This is a genomic window from Nocardia sp. NPDC102475 (assembly GCF_055584605.1).
This window is the reverse complement of the sequence record NZ_JBVJLS010000005.1, coordinates 213,358-234,091: the sequence shown is the minus strand read 5'-3', so window position 1 is coordinate 234,091 and position 20,734 is coordinate 213,358. Positions and strand designations below refer to the sequence as shown.

The window sequence follows — 20,734 nt, the reverse complement described above, 5'->3', positions numbered from 1 at the left end:
CGTGGATACCGCAACGCTCTGGGTGCTGCCCGCACTGCCGCTGGCCGGTGCCGTCGTGCTGCTGCTGATCGGGCGCTACAGCGATAAGTGGGGGCATCTGCTCGGCTGTGCCACCGCGCTGGCCTCGTTCGGCTTCGCCGTGGTCGCGTTCTTCCACATGCTCGACCGTGATGATGCCGCCCGCGCAATCCACCAGGACTTCTTCAGCTGGGTGCCGGTCGACGGGTTGCAGGTGGACTTCAGCCTCCAATTGGACCAGCTGTCGGTGTGTTTCGCGCTGCTGATCACCGGCGTCGGATCGCTGATCCACATCTATTCCGTCGGCTATATGAATCACGATCCGGGACGGCGGCGGTTCTTCGCCTACCTGAATCTGTTCCTCGCGGCCATGCTGCTGCTGGTGCTGGCGGACAACTACCTGGTGCTGTACCTCGGCTGGGAAGGCGTCGGTCTGGCCTCCTACCTGCTGATCGGTTTCTGGTACCACAAGCCGACCGCGGCGACCGCGGCCAAGAAGGCGTTCGTGGTCAACCGGGTCGGTGATATGGGGTTGGCGATCGCCATGTTCACCATGTTCGCGACCTTCGGCTCGATCGACTTCGGCTCGGTGTTCGCGACCGCACCGCAGGCGGGCGAGGGCACACTGACAGCGATCGGGTTGCTGCTGCTGCTGGCGGCGTGCGGTAAGTCCGCGCAGGTGCCGCTGCAGTCCTGGCTCGGTGACGCCATGGAGGGTCCGACACCGGTCTCCGCGCTCATCCACGCGGCCACCATGGTGACGGCGGGTGTGTATCTGATCGCGCGCTCCGGGCCGATCTTCGATCTCGCGCCCAATGCGCGGCTCGGAGTCGTGCTCGTGGGCGCGGTGACGCTGCTGTTCGGTGCGATCGTCGGTTGCGCGAAGGACGACATCAAGAAGGCACTCGCGGCTTCCACCATGAGCCAGATCGGTTATATGGTGCTGGCCGCAGGCCTCGGGCCGGCCGGATACGCGTTCGCCATCATGCATCTGCTCACCCACGGTTTCTTCAAGGCCGGGCTGTTCCTCGGTGCCGGATCGGTCATGCACGCGATGGACGACGAGACCGATATGCGCCGCTATGGCGGACTGCGCAAACTGCTGCCGGTCACCTACGTCACCTTCGGGCTCGGCTATCTGGCGATCATCGGCGTGCCGCCGTTCGCCGGATTCTTCTCCAAGGACCGGATCATCGAGGCCGCGTTCAACCAGGGCGGCGCAAGCGGCTTGGCACTGGGCGCGGTGACGCTGTTCGGTGCCGGGCTGACCGCGTTCTACATGACACGCGTGATGATGCTGACGTTCTTCGGCGAGCGTCGCTGGAAGCCTGACACCCATCCGCACGAGGCGCCCGCGGTGATGACCGGCCCGATGATTCTGCTCGCGATCGGTTCGGTGGCAGCGGGTGGGCTGTTCGTCTTCGGGTCGTCGCTGCAGAACTGGCTCGAACCTGTGGTCGGGGCGCATCACGGCGAGGAGGTCGTGCCCGCGGGCGTGGTGACCGTCCTGGCGCTGCTGGTGGTCGCCGTCGGAATCGGCTTGGCCTACAACCAGTTCGCGCAGCGTGAGATTCCCGAGACCGCACCGGAAGCGGTGTCGGCGTTGACGATCGCGGCTCGCAAGGATCTCTACGGCGACGCGGTCAACGAGGGCGTATTCATGCGTCCCGGTGCGTATCTGACCCGATCGCTGGTCTTCCTCGACAATCGCGGCATCGACGGCATCGTCAACGGGACCGCCGCGCTGATCGGCGGACTGTCCGGGCGAATCCGGAAAGTGCAGTCCGGCTTCGTCCGGTCGTATGCCCTGTCCATGTTCACCGGCGCGGCACTGGTGGCCGCCGCCCTGCTGGCAGTGAGGCTCTGGTGAGTGACTTTCCCTGGTTGACCACACTGTGGTTATTGCCGGTTGTCGGCGCGGTGGTGGTGCTGCTGTTGCCCGCGTCGCAGCGCACCCTGGCGCGCGGGCTGGCATTCGTTGTCGCATTGGCGGTGCTGGTGCTCGGCATCGTATTGGCCGTGCGCTTCGAACCCGGTGGGGCGCAATATCAGTTCGTCGAATCGCACGAGTGGATTCCGGCCTTCGGCGCGGGTTACACGCTCGGGTTGGACGGGATCGCGCTGGTGCTGGTGCTGCTCACCGCGGCGCTGGTACCGCTGCTGATCCTGGCCGGGTGGAACGATGAGCGCGAGGTCGGCAGCGGGCGGCGGGTGTCGCACACCTATGTCGCGTTGACGTTGCTCGTCGAGGCGATGGTGCTGATTTCCTTTGTCTCGCTCGACATTCTGCTGTTCTACGTGTTCTTCGAGGCGATGCTCATCCCGATGTACTTCCTCATCGGCGGATTCGGGCCGCGCAGTGCCGATCTGGCGCATCGTCAGCAGCGCTCGCGGGCGGCGGTGAAATTCCTGCTGTACAACCTGTTCGGCGGTCTGATCATGTTGGCCGCGGTGATCGGGTTGTATGTGCTCACCGCGCGGCAGGGCCTCGGATCCGGATCGTCGGGGACCTTCGACTTCCGCACCGTGGTGGCGGCGGCCAATGCCGGACAGCTCGGCGCCGGTCCGGCGGTGCTGAATGCGCTGTTCCTCGGGTTCATGTTCGCCTTCGCGGTGAAGGCGCCGCTGTGGCCGTTGCACACGTGGCTGCCGGATGCGGCGGTCGCGGCGACGCCGTCGAGTGCGGTGTTGATGATGGCGGTGGTCGACAAGGTCGGCACCTTCGGCATGTTGCGCTACTGCCTGCTGCTGTTCCCGGATGCCTCGGGAACCTATGCGCCCCTGGTGATCACGCTCGCGGTGATCGGCATCATCTACGGCGCGCTGCTGGCCATCGGGCAGACCGATGTGATGCGGCTGATCGCCTACACCTCGATCTCGCACTTCGGATTCATCATTCTGGGCATCTTCGCGATGACCAGTCAGGGCCAGACCGGGGCCACGCTGTACATGGTCAATCACGGCATCTCGACCGCGGCACTGTTCCTGATCGCGGGATTCCTGGTGTCGCGCAGGGGAACTCGGGCCATCGCCGCCTATGGCGGGGTGCAGAAGGTGGCGCCGGTGCTGGCGGGCACCTTCTTCATCGCCGGTCTCGCCACCCTGTCACTGCCCGGTCTGGCGCCGTTCATCAGCGAATTCCTGGTGCTGCTGGGCACATTCAGCCGGTACGGGTTCGCGGCGGTGATCGCGACCGGAGCGCTGGTGTTGGCCGCGCTGTACGTGCTGTGGATGTACCAGCGGATGATGACCGGACCGGTCAAGGAGGGCAACGAGCGCCTCTATGATCTGGTGCCGCGCGAGTTGGCGGTGGTGGTGCCGTTGATCGCGGCGCTGCTGTTCCTCGGCATCTATCCGAAACCGGTGCTGGACTTCATCAATCCCGCGGTGGGTCAGACGCTGACCACCATCGGCGTCCATGATCCCGCGCCGAAGACGCCCGCGATCCCCGCAGCGGGGGCCGATCACGGAGGTGCCCACAAATGAGTAGTCTGCTCGCGGCAAGTATGCCCGCGCCGAGCATCGAATACGCCAAGTTGTCGCCGATGCTGATCGTGTTCGGGGTGGCGGTGGTCGGGGTGCTCGTCGAGGCGTTCGCGCCGCGCCGCCACCGGTATGCCATCCAGGTGCCGCTCGGGCTGGCCGGGTTGGTGGCGGCGCTGGTTGCGGTGCTGCGGTTGTCCGGGACCGAGGCGACCGTGATGGTCGGTGCGGTGGCGATCGACGGTGTCACGCTGTTCCTGCAGGGCACGATTCTGGTCGTGTCGATTCTGGCGCTGCTGTTCATGGCCGAACGCGGTGCCGAGCCGCGGCCGCAGGTGCGTTCCGGTCCCGGGACCTGGAGTGTTGCCGCGGCCGCTGTCGGTAGCGGCGTGGATGCGTTCACCCCGCAGGCCTCCGCGGTGCCCGGTAGTGCGGGTGAAATGGCCGCGGTCCGTGCGGGTGTCGCGACCACCGAGGTGTTCCCGCTGACCATGCTCGCGATCGGTGGGCTGCTGCTGTTTCCGGCGTCGAATGATCTGCTGACCATGTTCGTGGCGTTGGAGGTGTTGTCGCTGCCGCTGTATCTGCTGTGCGGGCTGGCGCGGCGCAAGCGGTTGCTCTCGCAGGAAGCCGCGCTGAAATACTTTCTGCTCGGGGCGTTTTCGTCCGCGTTCTTCCTCTACGGCGTCGCGCTGCTCTACGGGCAGGCGGGGACGGTCAAGCTCGGTGGGATCGCCGACGCGATAACCCAGCATCCGCAGAACACCACCCTGGCGTTGCTCGGTGTGGCGATGCTGGCGGTGGGGCTGTTGTTCAAGATCGGCGCTGTGCCGTTCCAATCCTGGGTGCCGGACGTGTATCAGGGCGCGCCCAGTTCGGTGACCGGATTCATGGCCGCGGCCACAAAAATCGCTGCAGTCGGCGCGCTGCTGCGGGTGCTGCAGATCGCCGTGCCCGGTCTGCGTGACGACTGGCGTCCGGTGCTCGCCGCCATTGCCATCGCGACCATGGTGATCGGCGCGGTCATGGCGATCACGCAGACCGACGTCAAACGCATGCTCGCCTACTCCTCGGTCGCACATGCCGGATTCATCCTGACCGGTCTAGTTGCGGCGAACGAGGCTGGTACCTCGGCGATCCTGTTCTATCTGTTGGCGTACGGCCTTGGCACGCTCGGTGCGTTCGCGGTTGTCAGTTTGGTCCGCGATGCCGACGGTGACGAGGCCACCGCGATGTCCCAGTGGGCCGGGCTCGGCCGCCGCTCCCCTTGGCTGGCAACAGTTTTCGCCCTGTTCCTGCTCTCGTTCGCGGGCCTGCCGCTCACCGGTGGTTTCGTCGCCAAGTTCGCGGTCTTCCAAGCCGCCGCCTCCGGCGGCGCCGGCTACCTGGTGATCGTCGGTGTCATCTCCAGCGCCATCGCCGCCTTCTTCTACATCCGCGTCATCGTCCTGATGTTCTTCACCGACCCGCCCACCGACGCCCCGACCGTCGCGGCACCATTCCTCACCACCACAGTCGTCGCATTCACCGTGGGCGCCACTGTCCTGCTCGGCATCATCCCGCAAATGCTGCTCGACTTGTCCGACCGCGCATCAACTTTCGTCCGCTGAGTCCCTCACGACACCGCCGCACCCGAGTGGGGTGCGGCGGTGTCGTGTTTCAGGATGTGTCGGCGTCGCGCGTGATGGCGTAGAGGAGCATGTCGCGTCGGGTGCCGCCGAGCTCCTCGTAGCTGTGTAGCAGGCCCTCGCGGAGGTATCCGCCGGATTCCGCGACGCGGATCGAGCCGGTATTCCATGGCTCGATATAGAGCTCGATGCGGTGCAGAGTGGGGATGGTCCAGGCAAAAGTTGTCAGGGCTTGTAGTGCGGCCCCAGCGAATCCGCGGCCGCGATGCGCCGGAGAGACCGAATAGCCCACTGCCGCTCGGCCTTTCGCCAGGTTTTGCAGCCAAAGACCGATCCCGCCGACAGCGTTGCCGGTTTCGGCATCGGCTATGGCGAAGGAGAAACCGATTCCTTCGGCGTGCCTGCCGCGTTGACGGTGCACCCAGTCCAGTGCCTCGGTGGCGGTCGGGAAAGCGGGCAAGCTCCCGATCAACGGGATGTACGGATCCGCACCCATCTCGATCGCGAGGTGGGTGTCGGCGTCGGTGTACTCCCGCAGGATGACCGGGCCGCAGGTCGGTGGCGAGCCCGGCCAAGGTGGTAGCTGCTGTGTCATGTGTCCCCCTAGCGGTTCAGTGCAGGTATGAGGCTCCGTTGACGTTCAGGACTGCGCCGGAGCTCCATGTCGCTTCCGGCGAGGCGAGATAGCGGACGGCGGAGGCGATTTCCTCGGGTTGGGCGACGCGGTCGAAGGGGCTCTGAGCGCGGACCTCGTCGGTGACGCGGGACGCGACGCGTTCGGTCGCTACGAAGCCCGGTGCCACCGAGGCAACCGCGATTCCGTAGGGAGCCAAATACACCGCGAGCGATTGGCCCAGCGCGTGGACTGCTGCCTTCGTGGCACCGTAGGCGGGATAGTCGGGTTCACCGCGGAATGCGCCGCGGGAGCCGAGATTGATGATGCGACCGGGAACCTCGTTATCGATCATGTGACGGGCGGCGCAATAGGAGACATTCGCCGTGCCGAAAAGGTTGACGTCCATGGTCTTGCGCCACACCTGCTGCCATTGCGCGTACGAGGTTTTCGCGAGGGGATGCGGAAGGTTCACCGCCGCATTGTTGACCAGCACGTGCACGGTCCCGAGTCCCTCGACCGCCGCCGCGACGATCGCTTCGGCCGCTTCCGGCGAACCGATATCGCCTGCGACGAGGACATGCCCGTCACCCGGCAGCCGCCGCAACGTCTCCTCGGCATCGGCGCGCCCGGAGGAGTAATGCACCGCCACCCGGTCGCCGTTCTCGGCGAATGCCACCGCAACCGCCCGCCCGATCCCCCGCGAAGCCCCCGTCACCAACACACCACGACTCATTCCTTCACCCTGCCACGAACATTTCGCTGTTCTCACGATTGGGGCGAGGTATCGGACAGGCTCGGAGCCGGATGAGCTTGCGTCCGGCTCCGAGCGTGCTCAGTTGCCGTACTGTTCGGTTTCGGGCCGTTCGATCATGATCCCGTGAGCCGGTTCCTCGGCCACCGGCCGATGCTCGATTCCGCGCGGAACGACGAAAATCTCGCCGGGACCGAGCGTCACCGGCTCGCGGTCCTGTAATTCGATGCGGAAGGTGCCGTTCCAGCACAGAAACAGCTCGTCCTCGTCGTGGTGGTGCCAGGGGAATGCGCCGTGGAAGCGAGCGATGCGGACCACGGCGTCGTTGGCGCTGGCCAGGTCCCGCGGCTGCCATGGTCCGGTCAGGTCGTCGATGACATCGGTGATGGAGATCTTGCTCATGACTTCATCCTCGCGATGACAAGGGGCGCGCCCCTAGAGCCAATCGGGCAGAATTGGTTTGCATATGAAGCCAATTGAACTTGCCGATCGGCTCGGCCGCTGGTCCGCCGACCGCGGGCCGCTCTATTTGCTGTTGGCCGGGCGATTGCGGACGCTGATCGATGACGGTGAACTGCGGCCGGGCATGCCGTTGCCGCCCGACCGCGGGCTCGCGAGAGTACTTGCGGTAGGGCGCAGTACGGTCGTGGCGGCCTATGACCTGCTCAGCGTGGAGGGCCGGGTGGTGCGCAGGCAGGGCAGCGGCACCCGGGTCGCGGGACCCGCGGCAGTTCCGGCGCGCGAGACCACCCATTCTCCGGCCTTCCTGCAACTGCTCGAACCGGACGCCGATGTCATCGCGCTCGCCTGTGCCGCCCCCGCGACACCGCCGCCCGAGGTGGCTCAAGCGTATCGGCACATCGTGCCCGAACTCGCCGCGGTCGAGGGCGATATAGGTTATCGGCCGACCGGACATCCGCTGTTGCGCAACGCGATCGCCGATCGATACCGGGTACGCGGCGTGCCGACCGATCCGGAACAGATTCTCGTCACCGGTGGCGGGCAGCAGGCGCTGTCGCTGCTCGCCCGGGCACTGCTGCGGTCCGGCGACCGGATACTGGTGGAGGCGCCGACGTATCCCGGTGCGCTGGAGGCGTTTCGGGAGGTCGCGGCGATAACGCAGACAGGTCCGGTGGGCCTCGGCGCGGTGACCCCGGCGGCGCTCGCGTATGTCGTGGCGACCTACCAGAACCCCACGGGCGCGGTGCTTCCCGCGCTGGCCCGGCGCAGACTGGTCGAGTCGGCGAGAACGGCCGGGGTGCCGCTGATCGACGACGAGGTGCTGACCGATCTCGGCTTTCCCGGCACCGATGCGCCACCACCGCCGCTGGCAGCCCTGGACGAGTCGGTGATATCCGTTGGTTCGCTCAGCAAGATCGTCTGGGGCGGACTGCGTGTCGGCTGGGTGCGTGCACCGATCCCGGTCATCGCCCGGTTGTCCCGGCTGCGCGCCGTGCACGATCTCGGCGGCAATATCCCAGCGCAGTTGGCCGCCGCCTGGCTGCTGCGTGACCTCGACCGGTTGCGCGAGCGAATCACGCAGCAGCGCAAGGAAAGCCACGACGTTCTGGTGACCGAGCTGGGCGAGCGCCTGCCGGAATGGGAGGTCCCTCCGGTGTCCGGCGGCCAGACACTGTGGATCCGGCTATCCCACGGGGATGGCACCTCGTTCGCCCAGCGCGCCCTGCGATACGGCGTCGCGATCCTGCCCGGCGCCGGGCTCGACGCCTCCGGCGGCAGCATCGATTACGTCCGAATCAGCTTTGTCGCCGATCCCGACAGCCTGCGCGAGGCCGCACGCCGCTTGGCTGAGGCATGGCGGACCTACGAACCTCCTCCCCAGCCCGGCCCGGCGTCACCGCCACTGGCTGTTTAGCATGACATGTCCGAGACGCGAACATCGTCTCAGCGTGGAAACATCACTGTGCGTGCGAGATACGGTGCTGACCGCAGCCGGTCCCGCACAGCCTGACCTGAGCTGAGGCTTTCGATGTGACCGCACGCCATGCGCGAGTATGGCTGTGCTAAACGGCACCTCCGAGGACCTCACGCAATCGCACGGCGAAACCGGCTGGGTCCTCGACGAATCCGGTGTGTCCGCCGGGGAATACGGTCGGAGTCACCCCGATGGCTTCGCCGAGTGCCCGCGACGTGCGGTCGCACTGCTGGCCGGTCGATTCAGAGCCGATGCCGATTACGATGCGGGCCGGAGTCGATTGCAGCACAGCGATATTCGGCTCCCAGGTGGTGGTGCCGCGCAGCTCATGATCGAACCAGTAGCGTTCGCTGGCCAGCTGGCGCGGGTCGCGTTCACCGCCGAACACCTGCTGTAGCACCGGTTCGGGCATCATGATGTTCGCGTTGGCCATGAACTTGCGCCATGCGCCGAGCCCATCCCCGCTGCGGTAGGTGGCGATCACGTCTTCGGTTCCGGCGCGCACCTGGTCGCGGTCGTCCAGGAGTTCACCCAGCGGCGGTTCGTGGGCGATTACGGTGGTGACCAGGTCCGGCTGGGATTGGACCAGGGCCAATGCGCTCACAGCGCCGCCGCTGGAGCCGAATACCACAGCGGGCCCGATGCCGAGGTGGGTGATGAGGCAGGCCAGGTCGTCGGCGCGCAGCTGCGGTGTCGAGTCCTGCTCCGGGTCGTCGAGCACGCTGCCCTGATGGCCGCGCGGGTCGGTGGTGAGCACGGTGCGGTCGGTGGCGAGCAGTTCCGCCAGCGGCGCGAAGGCCGCTGCATCCATCGGGGCGCCGACCAATACGACCAGCGGTCCGGTACCGCGCACCTCGTAGTGCAGTCGCGCCCCGGGCACGTCCAGGCTGTGTGTGGTGGTGGTCGAAGTCGGGGTCATCAAGATCTCCTCGAACAAGTAGTCATGGATCTGCCGAGAATGTTGACCGGACTTACCGCACGAATTAATCGGTCCGCCACCAACTTTTATTTCCAAGGTTGCTGGAGATGTCCTGTGCTGGATTGGCCGGGCAACGACTGGAGGAGCTGGCCGGGCGACTGGCGACGGTGCGGACGTTCCTGCCGCCGATGATGGCGACCAGGAGCAGTTCCATCGACATCTCGAGCAGCGCAACACCTTCGCCGTCACCTTGTCGAGGTGGCGTGAACCGCGGGCGCAGGTGAGGTGTGCGAGGCCGCCCGCGACTCCGGCATGAACGCGGTGGACCTCCCGGTGGAACCTGGCGCGTTGCTGTCCGAGCACGCGGCCAGGCTGGACGAGATGTACCTGGGAGTCGCCTCCCGGTTGGATTCCGATCTCCGGAAACGGTGCCCGCGTCACCGATCTCGGGCTGTCGGTCCCTCAGCTACTGCCATATTTACTTCAGGGGGTTTGCGCGCCATAGGATGGTGCTGAAAGACATTCTGATCAAACCTGTCTCGGGGTTCGCGTGCCGAGCGAACGCCTCTCGGTAATGTCGATCGTTCTGATCGGCAAGATCCGGATCGCCGAGATGCTCGAAATATGAATGATACAATGACATCACTTCGCCGAGATTGAACTCGTCACTCCAAGGGTAAGCCCCGCGATAAAAGTCGGTGAACAGCGGCGAGCTCCAACCCTCGCCCTCAGGTCCCTTATTCACCGTCTCGAACGTTCTCGACGGTTCCGGCCCAGAATTGAGATCTTGCATAGTGACGTCATTAACGGTCCTGTTCCAGAGACTTACTACTCGCCCGCCAGATTTCAGGACTCGATGTATCTGCGGATTCACCGTTTCCAGATCCAACCAATGGAGAGCCTCCGCCGAAATCACGAGATCGAATGTGTCCGGTTCGAAGTGGTCGGCGATCTCCTCGGCCAAGCAATGGACCACCGTTACCGAGTCACCGAGATTGTGGACAAGTACCTCGAGCATAGCGGCATCGGGCTCCAACACGGTGATATCGGCACCCGGCATCCGTCTTTTCAGTTCATTGGTATTCAGGCCGGTTCCGGCGCCGATTTCCAATATCCGCGAATTACTGGGAAGTCCACTCAGTGCCCGTTCCCACGCAGCTTCCGCAAAAGGTTTATGTCGGCGACCCAGATGATATGACCAGGCGTCCGTGCCGAACACATGTTTCAGTGGCACATCGCCTGTATCACCCCGGGGACCGACGTTACGTCCGTCAGATCCCTTCTGTTGATCGCCGCGCGGAACCGCTGTGGCCGAAGTAGATCCGAACCCCTGCGGTCGCACTCCCGAATCCTCCGAAAGCCCCGTCGATGACAAGAAATCCGAGAACGCAGTCCGATATCGGGCGGCGAGGTGGGCAGAGAGCCGTCCTATCGGAAAGTCTTTTGCACGGACGGTGCGATGTATTATTTGCCGGAAATATTCTTCGAGATCGGCCTTCGAGATGCGTGAACTGTGCCGCTCTCGCGCGAATTGCCGTGCCATGAAGTCGTATTCGGCGGCTATTGTTCGTTGCATATCATCATCTTCCGATGAACCCGGTACGGTGGCGGCCCACTTCGAGAATCTGAGGTCGAAGTCATTTCCAGCGTCGAGGTGTGGATACAGATCCCAATCCAGCGCATACGGGGAAATCTTCAACGCGTTTGCCCATCGCTGGATGAAATCGAACGTGATAACGCCGCCGTTCTCAGCTGAATCTACCGTAACGACCTCGATACCCATTGCAGTGGCGAGTTGCGCTCGAGTCAATCCGCGCTGTTCCCGGACTGCGCCGAGCCATGCCCCCACGGTATCGCGTACAAGATTCGAAACAGGCGGATACCTATCGACCGCGGTGGCCGGTTGCTTCGCCGCCGCCTTCGATTCGTCCCGCTGCTCGAACGTTCCGGCGCTCGGCGATCGCATCGCGGACGAACGGCTCCAAGGTGTCGGCGATGGCGAATCCGGACTCGACACAGCAGCACTCCCCGGCACGGCGGCAACAGGATCGTTGTTTCGGGAACGTGCCGGTTTTCTCCGGTAATAGAGACTCGTGGCCTCCTTCCATTCGGGTATCGACGCGAAATCGCTGGGGACCGGAGCCGATTCACCGAGCCGATCCATGCGATAGGAGTAGCCCCACGCCGCGGCGAAATCGTTCCAAGGACCGGCCTGCCACAGGAATCGGTCGTACGTCCGGAGCGCGGCGTCCACGCTCACCGGCGGACGACCCGGACTCCATCCGAACAAACGTCTTGTGTCGTTATCGGTGAGCCTGTTCACCCGCTGGAATTCATTTTTGTACTCGGCCGGAGATCGAGTCTTGCCCGGATCGGGGAATAGGAATATTTCCGTCGAGCAGTGGGGGAGGTTCCGTTTGACCACGGCGGGTTCCACAGCTTGATCGATCGACGGAAATGCTTCGATGATATTGCTCCGGATAGCAAGATCGGCAGCACTGTCGTCGAGATACGCGTCCACCATCTCGGTCGACAGCGGAACCCATCCTGTCTCGCGTCTTCTAACCATGACTTCCGTCATGCCCATCGCGGTCGCCACTTGCGACAAGCGAACACCCGCCTGCTCGCGGCGATATCGGAGATAGCTGCCCGCGTAGGGATGGCCTTCCGGGAAATGCGGCGTGCCCGGCATTATCGACCGGAGGTAAGCCTCCACGAGTTGTTTGGACGGCGGAGAACCATCCGCCTCGATATCGGCGATAGCTTCCTCCGCCATGCCCATCTTCGTGGCGAGATGCCGACGTGGGAGACCGGTGCGCAACCGCAATACCCGCAGGCAGGCGCCAATGGGCGCATCGTCACCGATCACATCCGACAACCGGACAGCCAGGGCTCGTACATGCGCCTCCCACACTCTGGGCACCAGATGATCCGCGGCCTCCCGCTTATCGATCGTCAGGGGAATTACGCCGAGTACAACCGCGAGTCGATCCGGGCTCGAACCGGTGTATTCGCGGAACCGCCGCAGACTCCCGCCGACGGTGGCGGGCGGACCGGCCACCAGATTCGGACAGAAGGCTTGGGCGAGCGGAGCGTAGAGGTGACGGGCATCGGGAACACGGCGCAACAGTGCTCGCACCTGATCGGTAGGCAGTTCCCCGGGGCCGTCCTCGATGCTCTGCCAGGTCCCGGGCTCCGCCTCGGTGAGCAGATCCATCTCGTCGGATGTCAGTGCGAGGTATCGGCGAACATCACGCGCCCAGGCACCGGGGAGGTCGTAGGCATGCGGATGCGGAACGGGTTCGTCAGAGGCCGGGTCGGATTCCACGCCGATCTCGGCGAGCAACCGCCTGATCCGGCGGCCGTCGACAGCGTGCATCCGCGCGTACTGTCCGAGACTTTGTGTCACGAACCCGGCCTGCCGATTCCGCGCCCGAGTCTCGTACCAGCGCCGGAATCCCTCCGCGTCCAGCGTTTCGGCCACCGTGGGCCCGCCGTCGCGACCATCGGCACCTGCTTCCGGTGACGCGCTCAGGAGGGAGAGATCGAGTTCGTCGGCATGCGGCATCGACTCGTAACCACCGGAATGCGCGACCGCGTGCGCACCAGCCGATAGACCGACCTGCACCGCACGGTCGATAGGCAGCCCGGCCGCCAGCGCCACCGCCAATGCGGCGGTGAACGCGTCGCTCCCGCCGGTCGTGTCGACGACTGAAGTGCTGTGCGCCTCGAACCGCGCGCTGCGACCCTGATGATGCACAGCACATCCAGACGCACCGAGCGTCACCACAATCGTTGGGACACCCAGTAACTCGAACAAACGCTCGGGCAGCAACGCCGCGTCGATCGACGCGGCATCGATCGACGCGGCATCGATCGACGCGGCGGACAGCAGCGCCCGCGCCTCGATCTCGTTCGGCACGAGAATGTCCGCCATACGCACCGTGTCGAAGGAAACCTGTTCGCGTGGCGGAGCCGGTTGCAGAACGACCTTCGTACCCTTCTCCCGGGCGACAGCGGCGACATGAGCGATAACCGCGTCAGATGTGGTGAATGTCAGCAGCACCACCTCGGCGTTCTCGATCGCACCGCGGTTACGTTGAATGTCCTCGCTGGTCAGTCCCAATTCGCCGGGGTCGTGGTAAATGAATGACACTTCTCCGTCCGCCCCGACGAGACACGCGGTCTTCGCAGTCGAAGTCTCATTCTCGATGCGTACGCCAGCACTGCCGACTCCCTCACGGTGCAGAACCGCTCGAATATCGCTGCCGAACCTATCGCGTCCGATCGCGGACACAACCTGCACCGTCGCGCCGAGTCGCGCGGCGGCTACAGCCTGGTTGAGAGCCTTACCGCCCGGAACCTCACGAAAGGATCGCGCGTCGCGATACTCCTGCGCCGCCGGAAGTTCGTCGTAACCGACGATGACATCAATAACAGCGTCACCGACCGCCACCACCCTTCGACCACTCAGCGCGGTCTGTCCCGGAGGGTTTCCTGATGACGAGGCGGGCTGGGTCGGCGATGAGTCCCTATCAACCGCCGCACCGGATCCTGGTTCGACATCCGAACGAGTTTCGTCGAAATAACGCGCCAAATTACGTGGTGCGGCGGCGCGAAGCATCTCGTCCGAAACATCGCAGACACGACCGAAATTGCGCAGATAACTTATGGATACACGAACATCCGATTCCGCCCTTTTTACCGTATCCACGTGGACACCAATGGCGTCGGCGAGTTGCCGCTGAGTCATCTCACGGATGTTCCGGACGGCCCTGTGCCAGTCACCGAAGGTAGCGAAGGCAGGGTCCTTGGGATGAGGGAGAGCATTATCGAAAAAATGTCGTAATTCACGCGGAGCAGCAGTACGAAGGACGTCGTCCGAAATACCCAGAACGTGACCGAAGCCACGCAGATAGTCAACGGTTATGCGCGCTCCTGCCTCGGCCGTCATGACGGTTTTCCTACTGAGTCCCATGGCGTCGGCAAGTTGTTGTTGTGTCCGTTTATGCAAGATCCGGACGGCCCGCAGCCATTCGCCGACCATGCGCATTCTTTCGCCGCGACTGCGCTCCGGCACGGGCACCGCGGCATCCCCGGCCCGACTTTCAGGCCCTGGCCCCCTGCCGTCAGAACCGATCCGGAAATCGGGTGGCGGGAAGTCGATTTCGGCTCCGGGCAGCAGTAGCGAATGACCATCTCTATCGAAGGCCATCACCCAGATGCCTTTCAACTCGGCCTCGGTCGTCTGGTCGTCCCACACCCCGAACAGCCCTTTACCGGGATCCTGCCGTTCGAGCCACCCGTCCCCCACCTGCTCGTCGTACCGGTATTCCAGCCGGTAGATGTGGCCGCTGACCCCGTACTCGTCGACCGCGTGCGTCCCGTCGATCACCACGATCGACACCCCGTCGCGCTCCCCGGCAGGCAATCCCGCCACCAGCTCGCGCGCCGACTCCTCGACCTGTCGATGGGGGTTGACCGGATCGATCGCGACCCGTTGCAAACGCCCGTGCAGATCCGACACGCAGGCTCGCACCGACAAGCCATCCAGGCCAACATTTTCCGAAACAACGACATCAGGCCTGCCGGTCCGATCCTGATGCAATTGCTCGGTCAACGGTGCGCATCGACCCGCGGTATGCCCATCGGTTCGGACATACGCCACCGTGCCGTCACCGGCGGCGGTTTCCGCGACCGCGGGTGGCGCGACTTCCAGCGCCGTCGTCAATTGGGCGTCGAAATCGATCTCGAGTCCGTCCAGCTCAGCGGTCCGGATCTGCACCGCGTCGGCCTGATTGACCATTTCGCACAGTGCGGAGCACCGGTCGGCCAGCGGCCTCACCTGCTCACGAAGGAGCGGATCTCGCAACCGCCGCACCGACTCGGTGACGGCCTCGTCCACCTCAACCGGATCCAGTTCCTCGGCCCGCACTTCGGACAGGGTGTGCAACTGGATCGATGCTTTCGTGCCGAGCACCGTCATCGTCTGCTCCAGCGCTTGTGCTACCAGACGACGCAAACCCGCGAGTTGCTCCACGGGCGAACCCATTCGGCCGAGCTCCACACCGGCGCGGTCGGCGAGCCGGAGCAATTCGTCGGACGCTTCCATACGGCTCGATTCGGCGTCGAGTGCGCGGGAAAGCGTCGCCTGAAGCGGCAACGCCGCAGCCTGCAAGCGGTGCCACCACCGCTCCCACTCGCCAGCATCGTCGTCGACAGCGATCATCCGGCGCAACGCGCGATACCGCTGAGCCACAGCGGACATGCGGCCCGATTCGGCACCCGTCCGCACGAGGTCGGGCGGACGCACCGCACCGTCCTGCGATATGTCCCAGCCCGCATCGCGCAGCCAGGTTTCGCACGTGGTCGCCGCGAGACGCAGCGACGACCAATCCGTGCCGAGTCCACCCCGAAAAATATTGCGGTCCAGCGGGAACTGTCGAAGATGGGCCGCCATCATGCTGGCGAGCCGCTCGTTGGCGACCTGCGTCCGATTGCGGGCTTCGGCGGATGCCGCCGCCACGGTATCGATCCGGCCGAGCCGTTCGGTCGCGTGGATGATCCGGCGAACGAGGTCGATCGCGCGGTCGAGCCGATCTGCCCGCTGCGCGAGCGCGAGTACCTCGGCACGGGTGGACTGATCGGCCTGCCTGCGGATATATCCGGGCATCGACGTGTCCGGGTCCAGCTCCAGCAGCTCCGCGAGCTCCGCGGTCATCCGCTCCCGCAGGCCGGTCAACCGAGCCAATTCCTCGGCCCGGGTCGTATCCAGGTCGGTCGGATCGATGCCGAACTCCTGATGTTCCGCATCCAGCAGAGCGAACAGATCACGGCGACGCTCAGCCAGAACCCTGTCACGTGCCGGGACCAGATGCGGCTCCAGCCACCCGAGATTCGGCAGCTCGCGTACGGGAACGCGCCCCGCGACGGGCGCACCCGCGAGTTCCGCAGTGGCCCACGTCAGCCATACATCCAGGTCGGTGCGCAGCCGATGCGCCTTATCGTCGAGATCAGCGAGCGTGTCCGCGTCCCGGACCAGCCCGCGTAGCCGCTCGCCCCGCGCCGACTCCTGCGCGTCGATGGGCATGCGCCGCAAGCGATCTCGCAGTACCACCGATACGATGCGAGTGCTCTGATGCGCCAGTCCGTGTTCGCGAGTCGCGGCGCGAAGCAGTTGCCGCATCGGCTCGCGGGAGCGCCACTGTCCCTCGACATCCCATACCGCCGTGCCGAGCCGGTACAGGGTACGAGCTCGGCGCTCCAGCCGCTGCAGTGCCTCTGCCTGCTCAACCGCCGACGCGAGCGTTGTCCCGAGTACGCCGAGCAGCACGTCTACCCGACCGAAACCGGCACCTACCAGGGCGAGTACCCGCGCCATCATTCGGTGTGATGCCGCGCGGCGCCGGGACAGCTCCTCTTCCACCGCATCGATCGCCCGAGCCCACCGATCCAGGCGATGGATATCGTCGACCAGCTTCGCGACCGGCTGGGATTCGGCGAATTGGTGTGCGGCGGTGACGAATTCCGGTGTCGCGGGCCCATAGGACCGCACCCGGGTCACCGCCCGCAGGATCCACTCGTCAGCCGCCCGGCCGTCCCCGATTCTGAGCAGCCGGGTCAGATCGCCGCGAACCCTGCTGTGCTGGGCGAACCAGCCCTCCCACGCGGGCGAGCCCATCCGCAGCAGTTCGGCTGGGTCGACGGCGTGGTCGCGCAGCACTTGGGCGAGTTCCCGGCGTAGCCGCGCGGACGCCTCGTCCGCGCGACGTGCGAGCGCCAGCCGGGCGGTGGGGTCGGCTTCGCGCACTTGTTGAGGCGGCAGACCGTCGCCGGGATCAGTGGGATCCAGCGGATCGGCAGTCGACGCTGGAGGAGCGACACCAGTGGCGGGCTCTTCCGGAGAAGCCGCCCGCGAGGACGACGGAGGCGGAGCTAACGAATTATCCTGCCGATCCTGTCCATCGGTGGGCCTGGCGAGTCCCGACCATGGTGTGGCCCTGGGGGATTCGGTGTGCGGGGGCGATGCCTGCGGGCTCAACCGCTCGTCTGCGGGCCGTGACTTTGTTTTCGCGAACAGCTTGGGATTGATCTCGGCGGGCGGACGCCACACCTGCGCCGCCTGCTCGAAGTCATACGCAAAGGCCAGCAGAGACGCCTCGGAGAACGGGGGGCCGACCCACATCCATCCTTCCGGCTTACCGTCAGGTGTGCGGTATCCGATCGGCTGCGCGACGGCCGGATACCCTGCCCTGGCGCTCAGCTGGGCTCCGGTGTCCCTAACGAACAGCAACCCGTCCAATCGGTGATCGAATGCGGAGTCGAGCCGTTCCCGTGCCGTCGCCACAACATGGGCGCGATGAACCTGGTATTCCTCCAATACCGCTGGATCGTCCAGGTCTTTCGTGCTGGCGTCGATCAACCTGCCCTGCCCGTACAGGGTTGTGCCCAATGTGTAGGCATTGGCCCGGTTGAAACGGATCAGGTCGTCCAGCGTTTTGATCGGCGCGCTCGCAGGCAGCCGGGCCAGGTAGCCATTGAAATCCCGCTTGAGCTCGTAGGGGGCGAGGGCTTTGGGCAGGCCGGTCAGGGGCACCTCGACCGGGATCAGTGTCGCGCCTCGCGCTATGAGTACCGCTTGCGCCGCAATGAACTCGGGGGGTGCGGGCACCCCCGCCACGAAAGCCACACCAATTCGGCTGCCACGCAGGGCGTCGACGGACAGTGCGGCGGTGTAATCCGTGTCGGCGCTGCCCGCGATGACCGCCGTCGCCGGATCCTGTGGGTCGGTTCCGGCCAACACGGTGAGCAGCGCTGCCGCGCCGTACACCGTCCGGGCGATGGGGCCCGCGGTGTCCAAGGTGCCCGCGCCCGGCATAATTCCGGTTTTGGGCAGCAACCCGCCCGTTGGTTTGACCCCGACCACCGAGTTGACCACCGCCGGACTGTTGATCGACCCCGAGGTCTCGGTGCCGATGGCTACCGTGGCCTCCGCCGCCGCGACGGCAACTGCCAACCCGGTAGAGGATCCAGATGCTGGGAACTCCCGGTTGTACGGATTGAGTACGGTCCCGCCGAGAGTGCTATAGCCGGCCTCCATGCCATCGCTGACGAAATTCGCCAGTTCGGTCATATTGCCTTCACCGAGCAGTATGGCTCCGGCCGCCCGAGCTCGCTGCACCACGACGGCATCGAGGAAGGGATACGAATTGCGCAGCGCCACCGCGCCGGCGGTCGTCGGCAGTCCGGCTACATCGATATTCGGCTTGATCAAAAGTGGAATTCCGTGCAGCGGTCCCCGCACATGTCCCTGTCGACGTTCGGCATCCATCCGCTCGGCCTCATCGAGAGCGTTCGGATGCAGCACATGAATCGCATGCAGATCCGGGTCCACCAACCGGATCCGGTGCAGATACGCCCGGACGAGCTCGACCGAGGTCAGCACCCCATCCGCCATCGCGCGCTGCAGCGTGTCGATATCGGCCCGGTCCAGATCGACAGGGGGTGTTGCGGGGTCCCGAGCTCCGGTCAACGGAAACTCCTCGGGGGCCTCGTTCTCGATGAAATGCTCGACAACCGCTCGCCAGTCACCGAGCGCTCGAGCGCTCGTCTCGGTGCGGATCGGATACCCCAGCCACGAGGCCATCGTGAGCACCCGCCGCTCCGTATCGGTCCTGGCCGGGTGGCGGCCATCCACCAGCGCGGGAACGATGTCCGCGTCCGCACCGGTCAATCGCGCCACCGTTTCCGGGCCGGGCCGCAGGTCCACGCCGACCCCATCCAGTGCCAGGAACGACTCCGCGTCCGCGAGCAGCTTCAGCATCCGAGAAGCGTCGGTTCGCCCACTCAGCCGCCCGAGCTCGGTGACCGGGTCGGTGGTGACCGACTCCGCCACCGAATCCGCGCCGCCGACCATCTCGGTCAGCTTCCTTTCGATCCGATCAGCCCTGCGCTGCAAGCGATCCCACACCGCGGGATCAGGTGGTCCCCACCAGGCCATCTGTGTCATCGCGGCGGCGACGTCTCGCTGCCACCGCACCGTGTCCTTGATCCAGGACAGCAGGTGCGGCAGCAGGCCCGCCTCGACCGCATCCCGCCACTGCCCGGAAGTCAAGTCCCGCAACCGATCCAGCGCCCGGTCCAGCGCCCATTGCAGCGGTGCGGCCCGCACCTCGTCCGGGTCGATCTCGATCAGTTCGGCCAGCGACGTGCGCAGTGCGTGCCACCGTTCGGCGGCCTCGCGCGCGGCGACCGACTCGACGGAAGGCTCGGCGGTCGACACCGCACCGATCGGGTCCGCAGCGGTGACCGGGCTCGGCACCGGCCCGAGCCCACCAGGGTCGAGGAACCGTGCGAGCGCCACGATCAATCTCGACAATTCCCTGGATCGCATCTCGGCGGCGATTCGCCGCAATGCGACCAACGGGTCGACGGTGACTGCTGGTCCGGTCAACCACGCCTTGCCTGCCAGCCCGACCACATGGCGCAGATCGTTATCGAGATCTTTTCTCCGGCCGGCCAGTTCGGCTCTTGTGCGGTCGAGTTCGGCTTTTCGGGCCGGATCTCCTTCGTGTTGGATCCGGTCGACCGACGCGGCCCAGAAATCCGCGTCCAGCCGCAACCACTCCCCGATCCAGCGGCCGATCCGGGTCAGCTCACCCGCCTGCTTCGCTCGTTCCCAGCTCGCGGGATCGAAATGCCGCAGCCGCGTCAACACCACGTTCAATCCCTCGCGTAGCGGCGCGTGCCGCACCAGGTCCGGATCCACCTGCAGCGATTCGGCCAGCTCCGCCCGCAGCGCCGATCTATCGATCGGCGTTTCGGCTTGGTCGGGCGCCGTGATGACCGGCGGGCGCAGCGTGGTGACGTACTGGTGCACGACCGACCGCGCCTTGTGTGCGATGACGCCGTTCGTCTCCCCATCGGCGAACCCGGCGCCGATCGTTTCCTTCGGGTCCAGAATCTTTTTGTCTCGGTCTTTGAAGGCGACGGCCGGTAGGTCACTCCACCACTGCTCGCAGGACTCGTCGATCAGGCCCTGCGCATGCCAGTGCGCCCACGTGTCGCGCAGCACGGTTTCGACGTTGCGGCTCAGTTTCCCCTTCGTGGCGTTATCGATGGCGTGCGCGAATTCGTGGGTGAGGTAGTCGCGCAGGGGGTTCCCCGTGCTCGGGTGTATTCCGGCGGCGGCGTCACTGCGGGTGCGTTCGAACGCGTCCATACCGTCGGCGAGCCGACGCAGGTTGATTGTCATCCAGGCTGTCCGGTCGCTGTTGAGCGCGCCCTCTGCTGAGCTATCGAGGTCCGGATCGCTCATGACATCGATCCGCAGCCCCCGAATATTGGTCATCAGTCCGGTGAAGCCGGGCGCGTAGCGGTATTT

General features: G+C 65.3%; 9 protein-coding genes (1 of these 9 cut by a window edge). 4 read left to right on the top strand and 5 right to left on the bottom strand.

Going from position 1 to position 20,734, the window contains the following annotated elements:
• Position 1: 1 nt before the first annotated feature.
• Genes nuoL through nuoN form a run of 3 tightly spaced genes read left to right on the top strand, consistent with a single transcriptional unit; the run spans position 2 to position 5,111 of the window.
• Positions 2-1,888: an NADH-quinone oxidoreductase subunit L gene (gene nuoL, locus ACZ60G_RS11480; RefSeq protein ID WP_465809492.1), complete on the top strand. Its 1,887-nt coding sequence runs from the start codon at positions 2-4 to the stop codon at positions 1,886-1,888.
• A complete protein-coding gene (locus ACZ60G_RS11475) occupies positions 1,885-3,504 on the top strand; it encodes an NADH-quinone oxidoreductase subunit M (protein ID WP_465809490.1) in 1,620 nt (539 codons plus the stop codon). The genes nuoL and ACZ60G_RS11475 overlap by 4 nt, the downstream gene beginning before the upstream one ends.
• On the top strand, positions 3,501-5,111 hold the full coding sequence (gene nuoN / locus ACZ60G_RS11470) for an NADH-quinone oxidoreductase subunit NuoN (protein WP_465809489.1): 1,611 nt from the start codon (positions 3,501-3,503) through the stop codon (positions 5,109-5,111). Before ACZ60G_RS11475 ends, nuoN begins: the two co-directional genes overlap by 4 nt.
• 49 nt (positions 5,112-5,160) lie before the next feature.
• Here the strand turns inward: nuoN and ACZ60G_RS11465 are convergent, their stop codons facing one another.
• The 3 genes from ACZ60G_RS11465 to ACZ60G_RS11455 all read right to left on the bottom strand — a co-directional run bounded on the left by ACZ60G_RS11465 (position 5,161) and on the right by ACZ60G_RS11455 (position 6,898).
• The gene (locus ACZ60G_RS11465; protein WP_465809487.1) at positions 5,161-5,724 is read right to left on the bottom strand and encodes a GNAT family N-acetyltransferase; all 564 of its coding nucleotides are present in this window, start codon (positions 5,722-5,724) and stop codon (positions 5,161-5,163) included.
• Positions 5,725-5,740: 16 nt separating this feature from the next.
• Positions 5,741-6,478: an SDR family NAD(P)-dependent oxidoreductase gene (locus tag ACZ60G_RS11460; RefSeq protein WP_465809485.1), complete on the bottom strand. Its 738-nt coding sequence runs from the start codon at positions 6,476-6,478 to the stop codon at positions 5,741-5,743.
• A gap of 99 nt (positions 6,479-6,577) precedes the next feature.
• Positions 6,578-6,898: a cupin domain-containing protein gene (locus tag ACZ60G_RS11455; RefSeq protein WP_465809483.1), complete on the bottom strand. Its 321-nt coding sequence runs from the start codon at positions 6,896-6,898 to the stop codon at positions 6,578-6,580.
• Positions 6,899-6,962: 64 nt separating this feature from the next.
• On the opposite strand from ACZ60G_RS11455, the gene ACZ60G_RS11450 reads away from it, so the two are divergent.
• On the top strand, positions 6,963-8,372 hold the full coding sequence (locus ACZ60G_RS11450; RefSeq protein WP_465809482.1) for an aminotransferase-like domain-containing protein: 1,410 nt from the start codon (positions 6,963-6,965) through the stop codon (positions 8,370-8,372).
• Positions 8,373-8,520: 148 nt separating this feature from the next.
• On the opposite strand, the gene ACZ60G_RS11445 is transcribed toward ACZ60G_RS11450, so the two are convergent.
• On the bottom strand, positions 8,521-9,351 hold the full coding sequence (locus tag ACZ60G_RS11445; protein ID WP_465809480.1) for an alpha/beta fold hydrolase: 831 nt from the start codon (positions 9,349-9,351) through the stop codon (positions 8,521-8,523).
• A 478-nt stretch (positions 9,352-9,829) separates the two neighbouring features.
• Positions 9,830-20,734: the 3' portion of a PfkB family carbohydrate kinase gene (locus ACZ60G_RS11440; protein WP_465809478.1), read on the bottom strand. Its footprint extends 25,125 nt past the window's final position; the window shows 10,905 of its 36,030 coding nt (coding positions 25,126-36,030); its start codon lies beyond the right edge, outside the window; it ends in the stop codon at positions 9,830-9,832.

Excerpts from the sequence above, each read along its gene's own strand:
- nuoN (WP_465809489.1), top strand. The coding sequence starts at position 3,501 with ATGAGTAGTCTGCTCGCGGCAAGTATGCCCGCGCCGAGCATCGAATAC.
- ACZ60G_RS11465 (WP_465809487.1), bottom strand. The coding sequence starts at position 5,724 with ATGACACAGCAGCTACCACCTTGGCCGGGCTCGCCACCGACCTGCGGC.
- ACZ60G_RS11460 (WP_465809485.1), bottom strand. The coding sequence starts at position 6,478 with ATGAGTCGTGGTGTGTTGGTGACGGGGGCTTCGCGGGGGATCGGGCGG.
- ACZ60G_RS11455 (WP_465809483.1), bottom strand. The coding sequence starts at position 6,898 with ATGAGCAAGATCTCCATCACCGATGTCATCGACGACCTGACCGGACCA.
- ACZ60G_RS11450 (WP_465809482.1), top strand. The coding sequence starts at position 6,963 with ATGAAGCCAATTGAACTTGCCGATCGGCTCGGCCGCTGGTCCGCCGAC.
- ACZ60G_RS11445 (WP_465809480.1), bottom strand. The coding sequence starts at position 9,351 with ATGACCCCGACTTCGACCACCACCACACACAGCCTGGACGTGCCCGGG.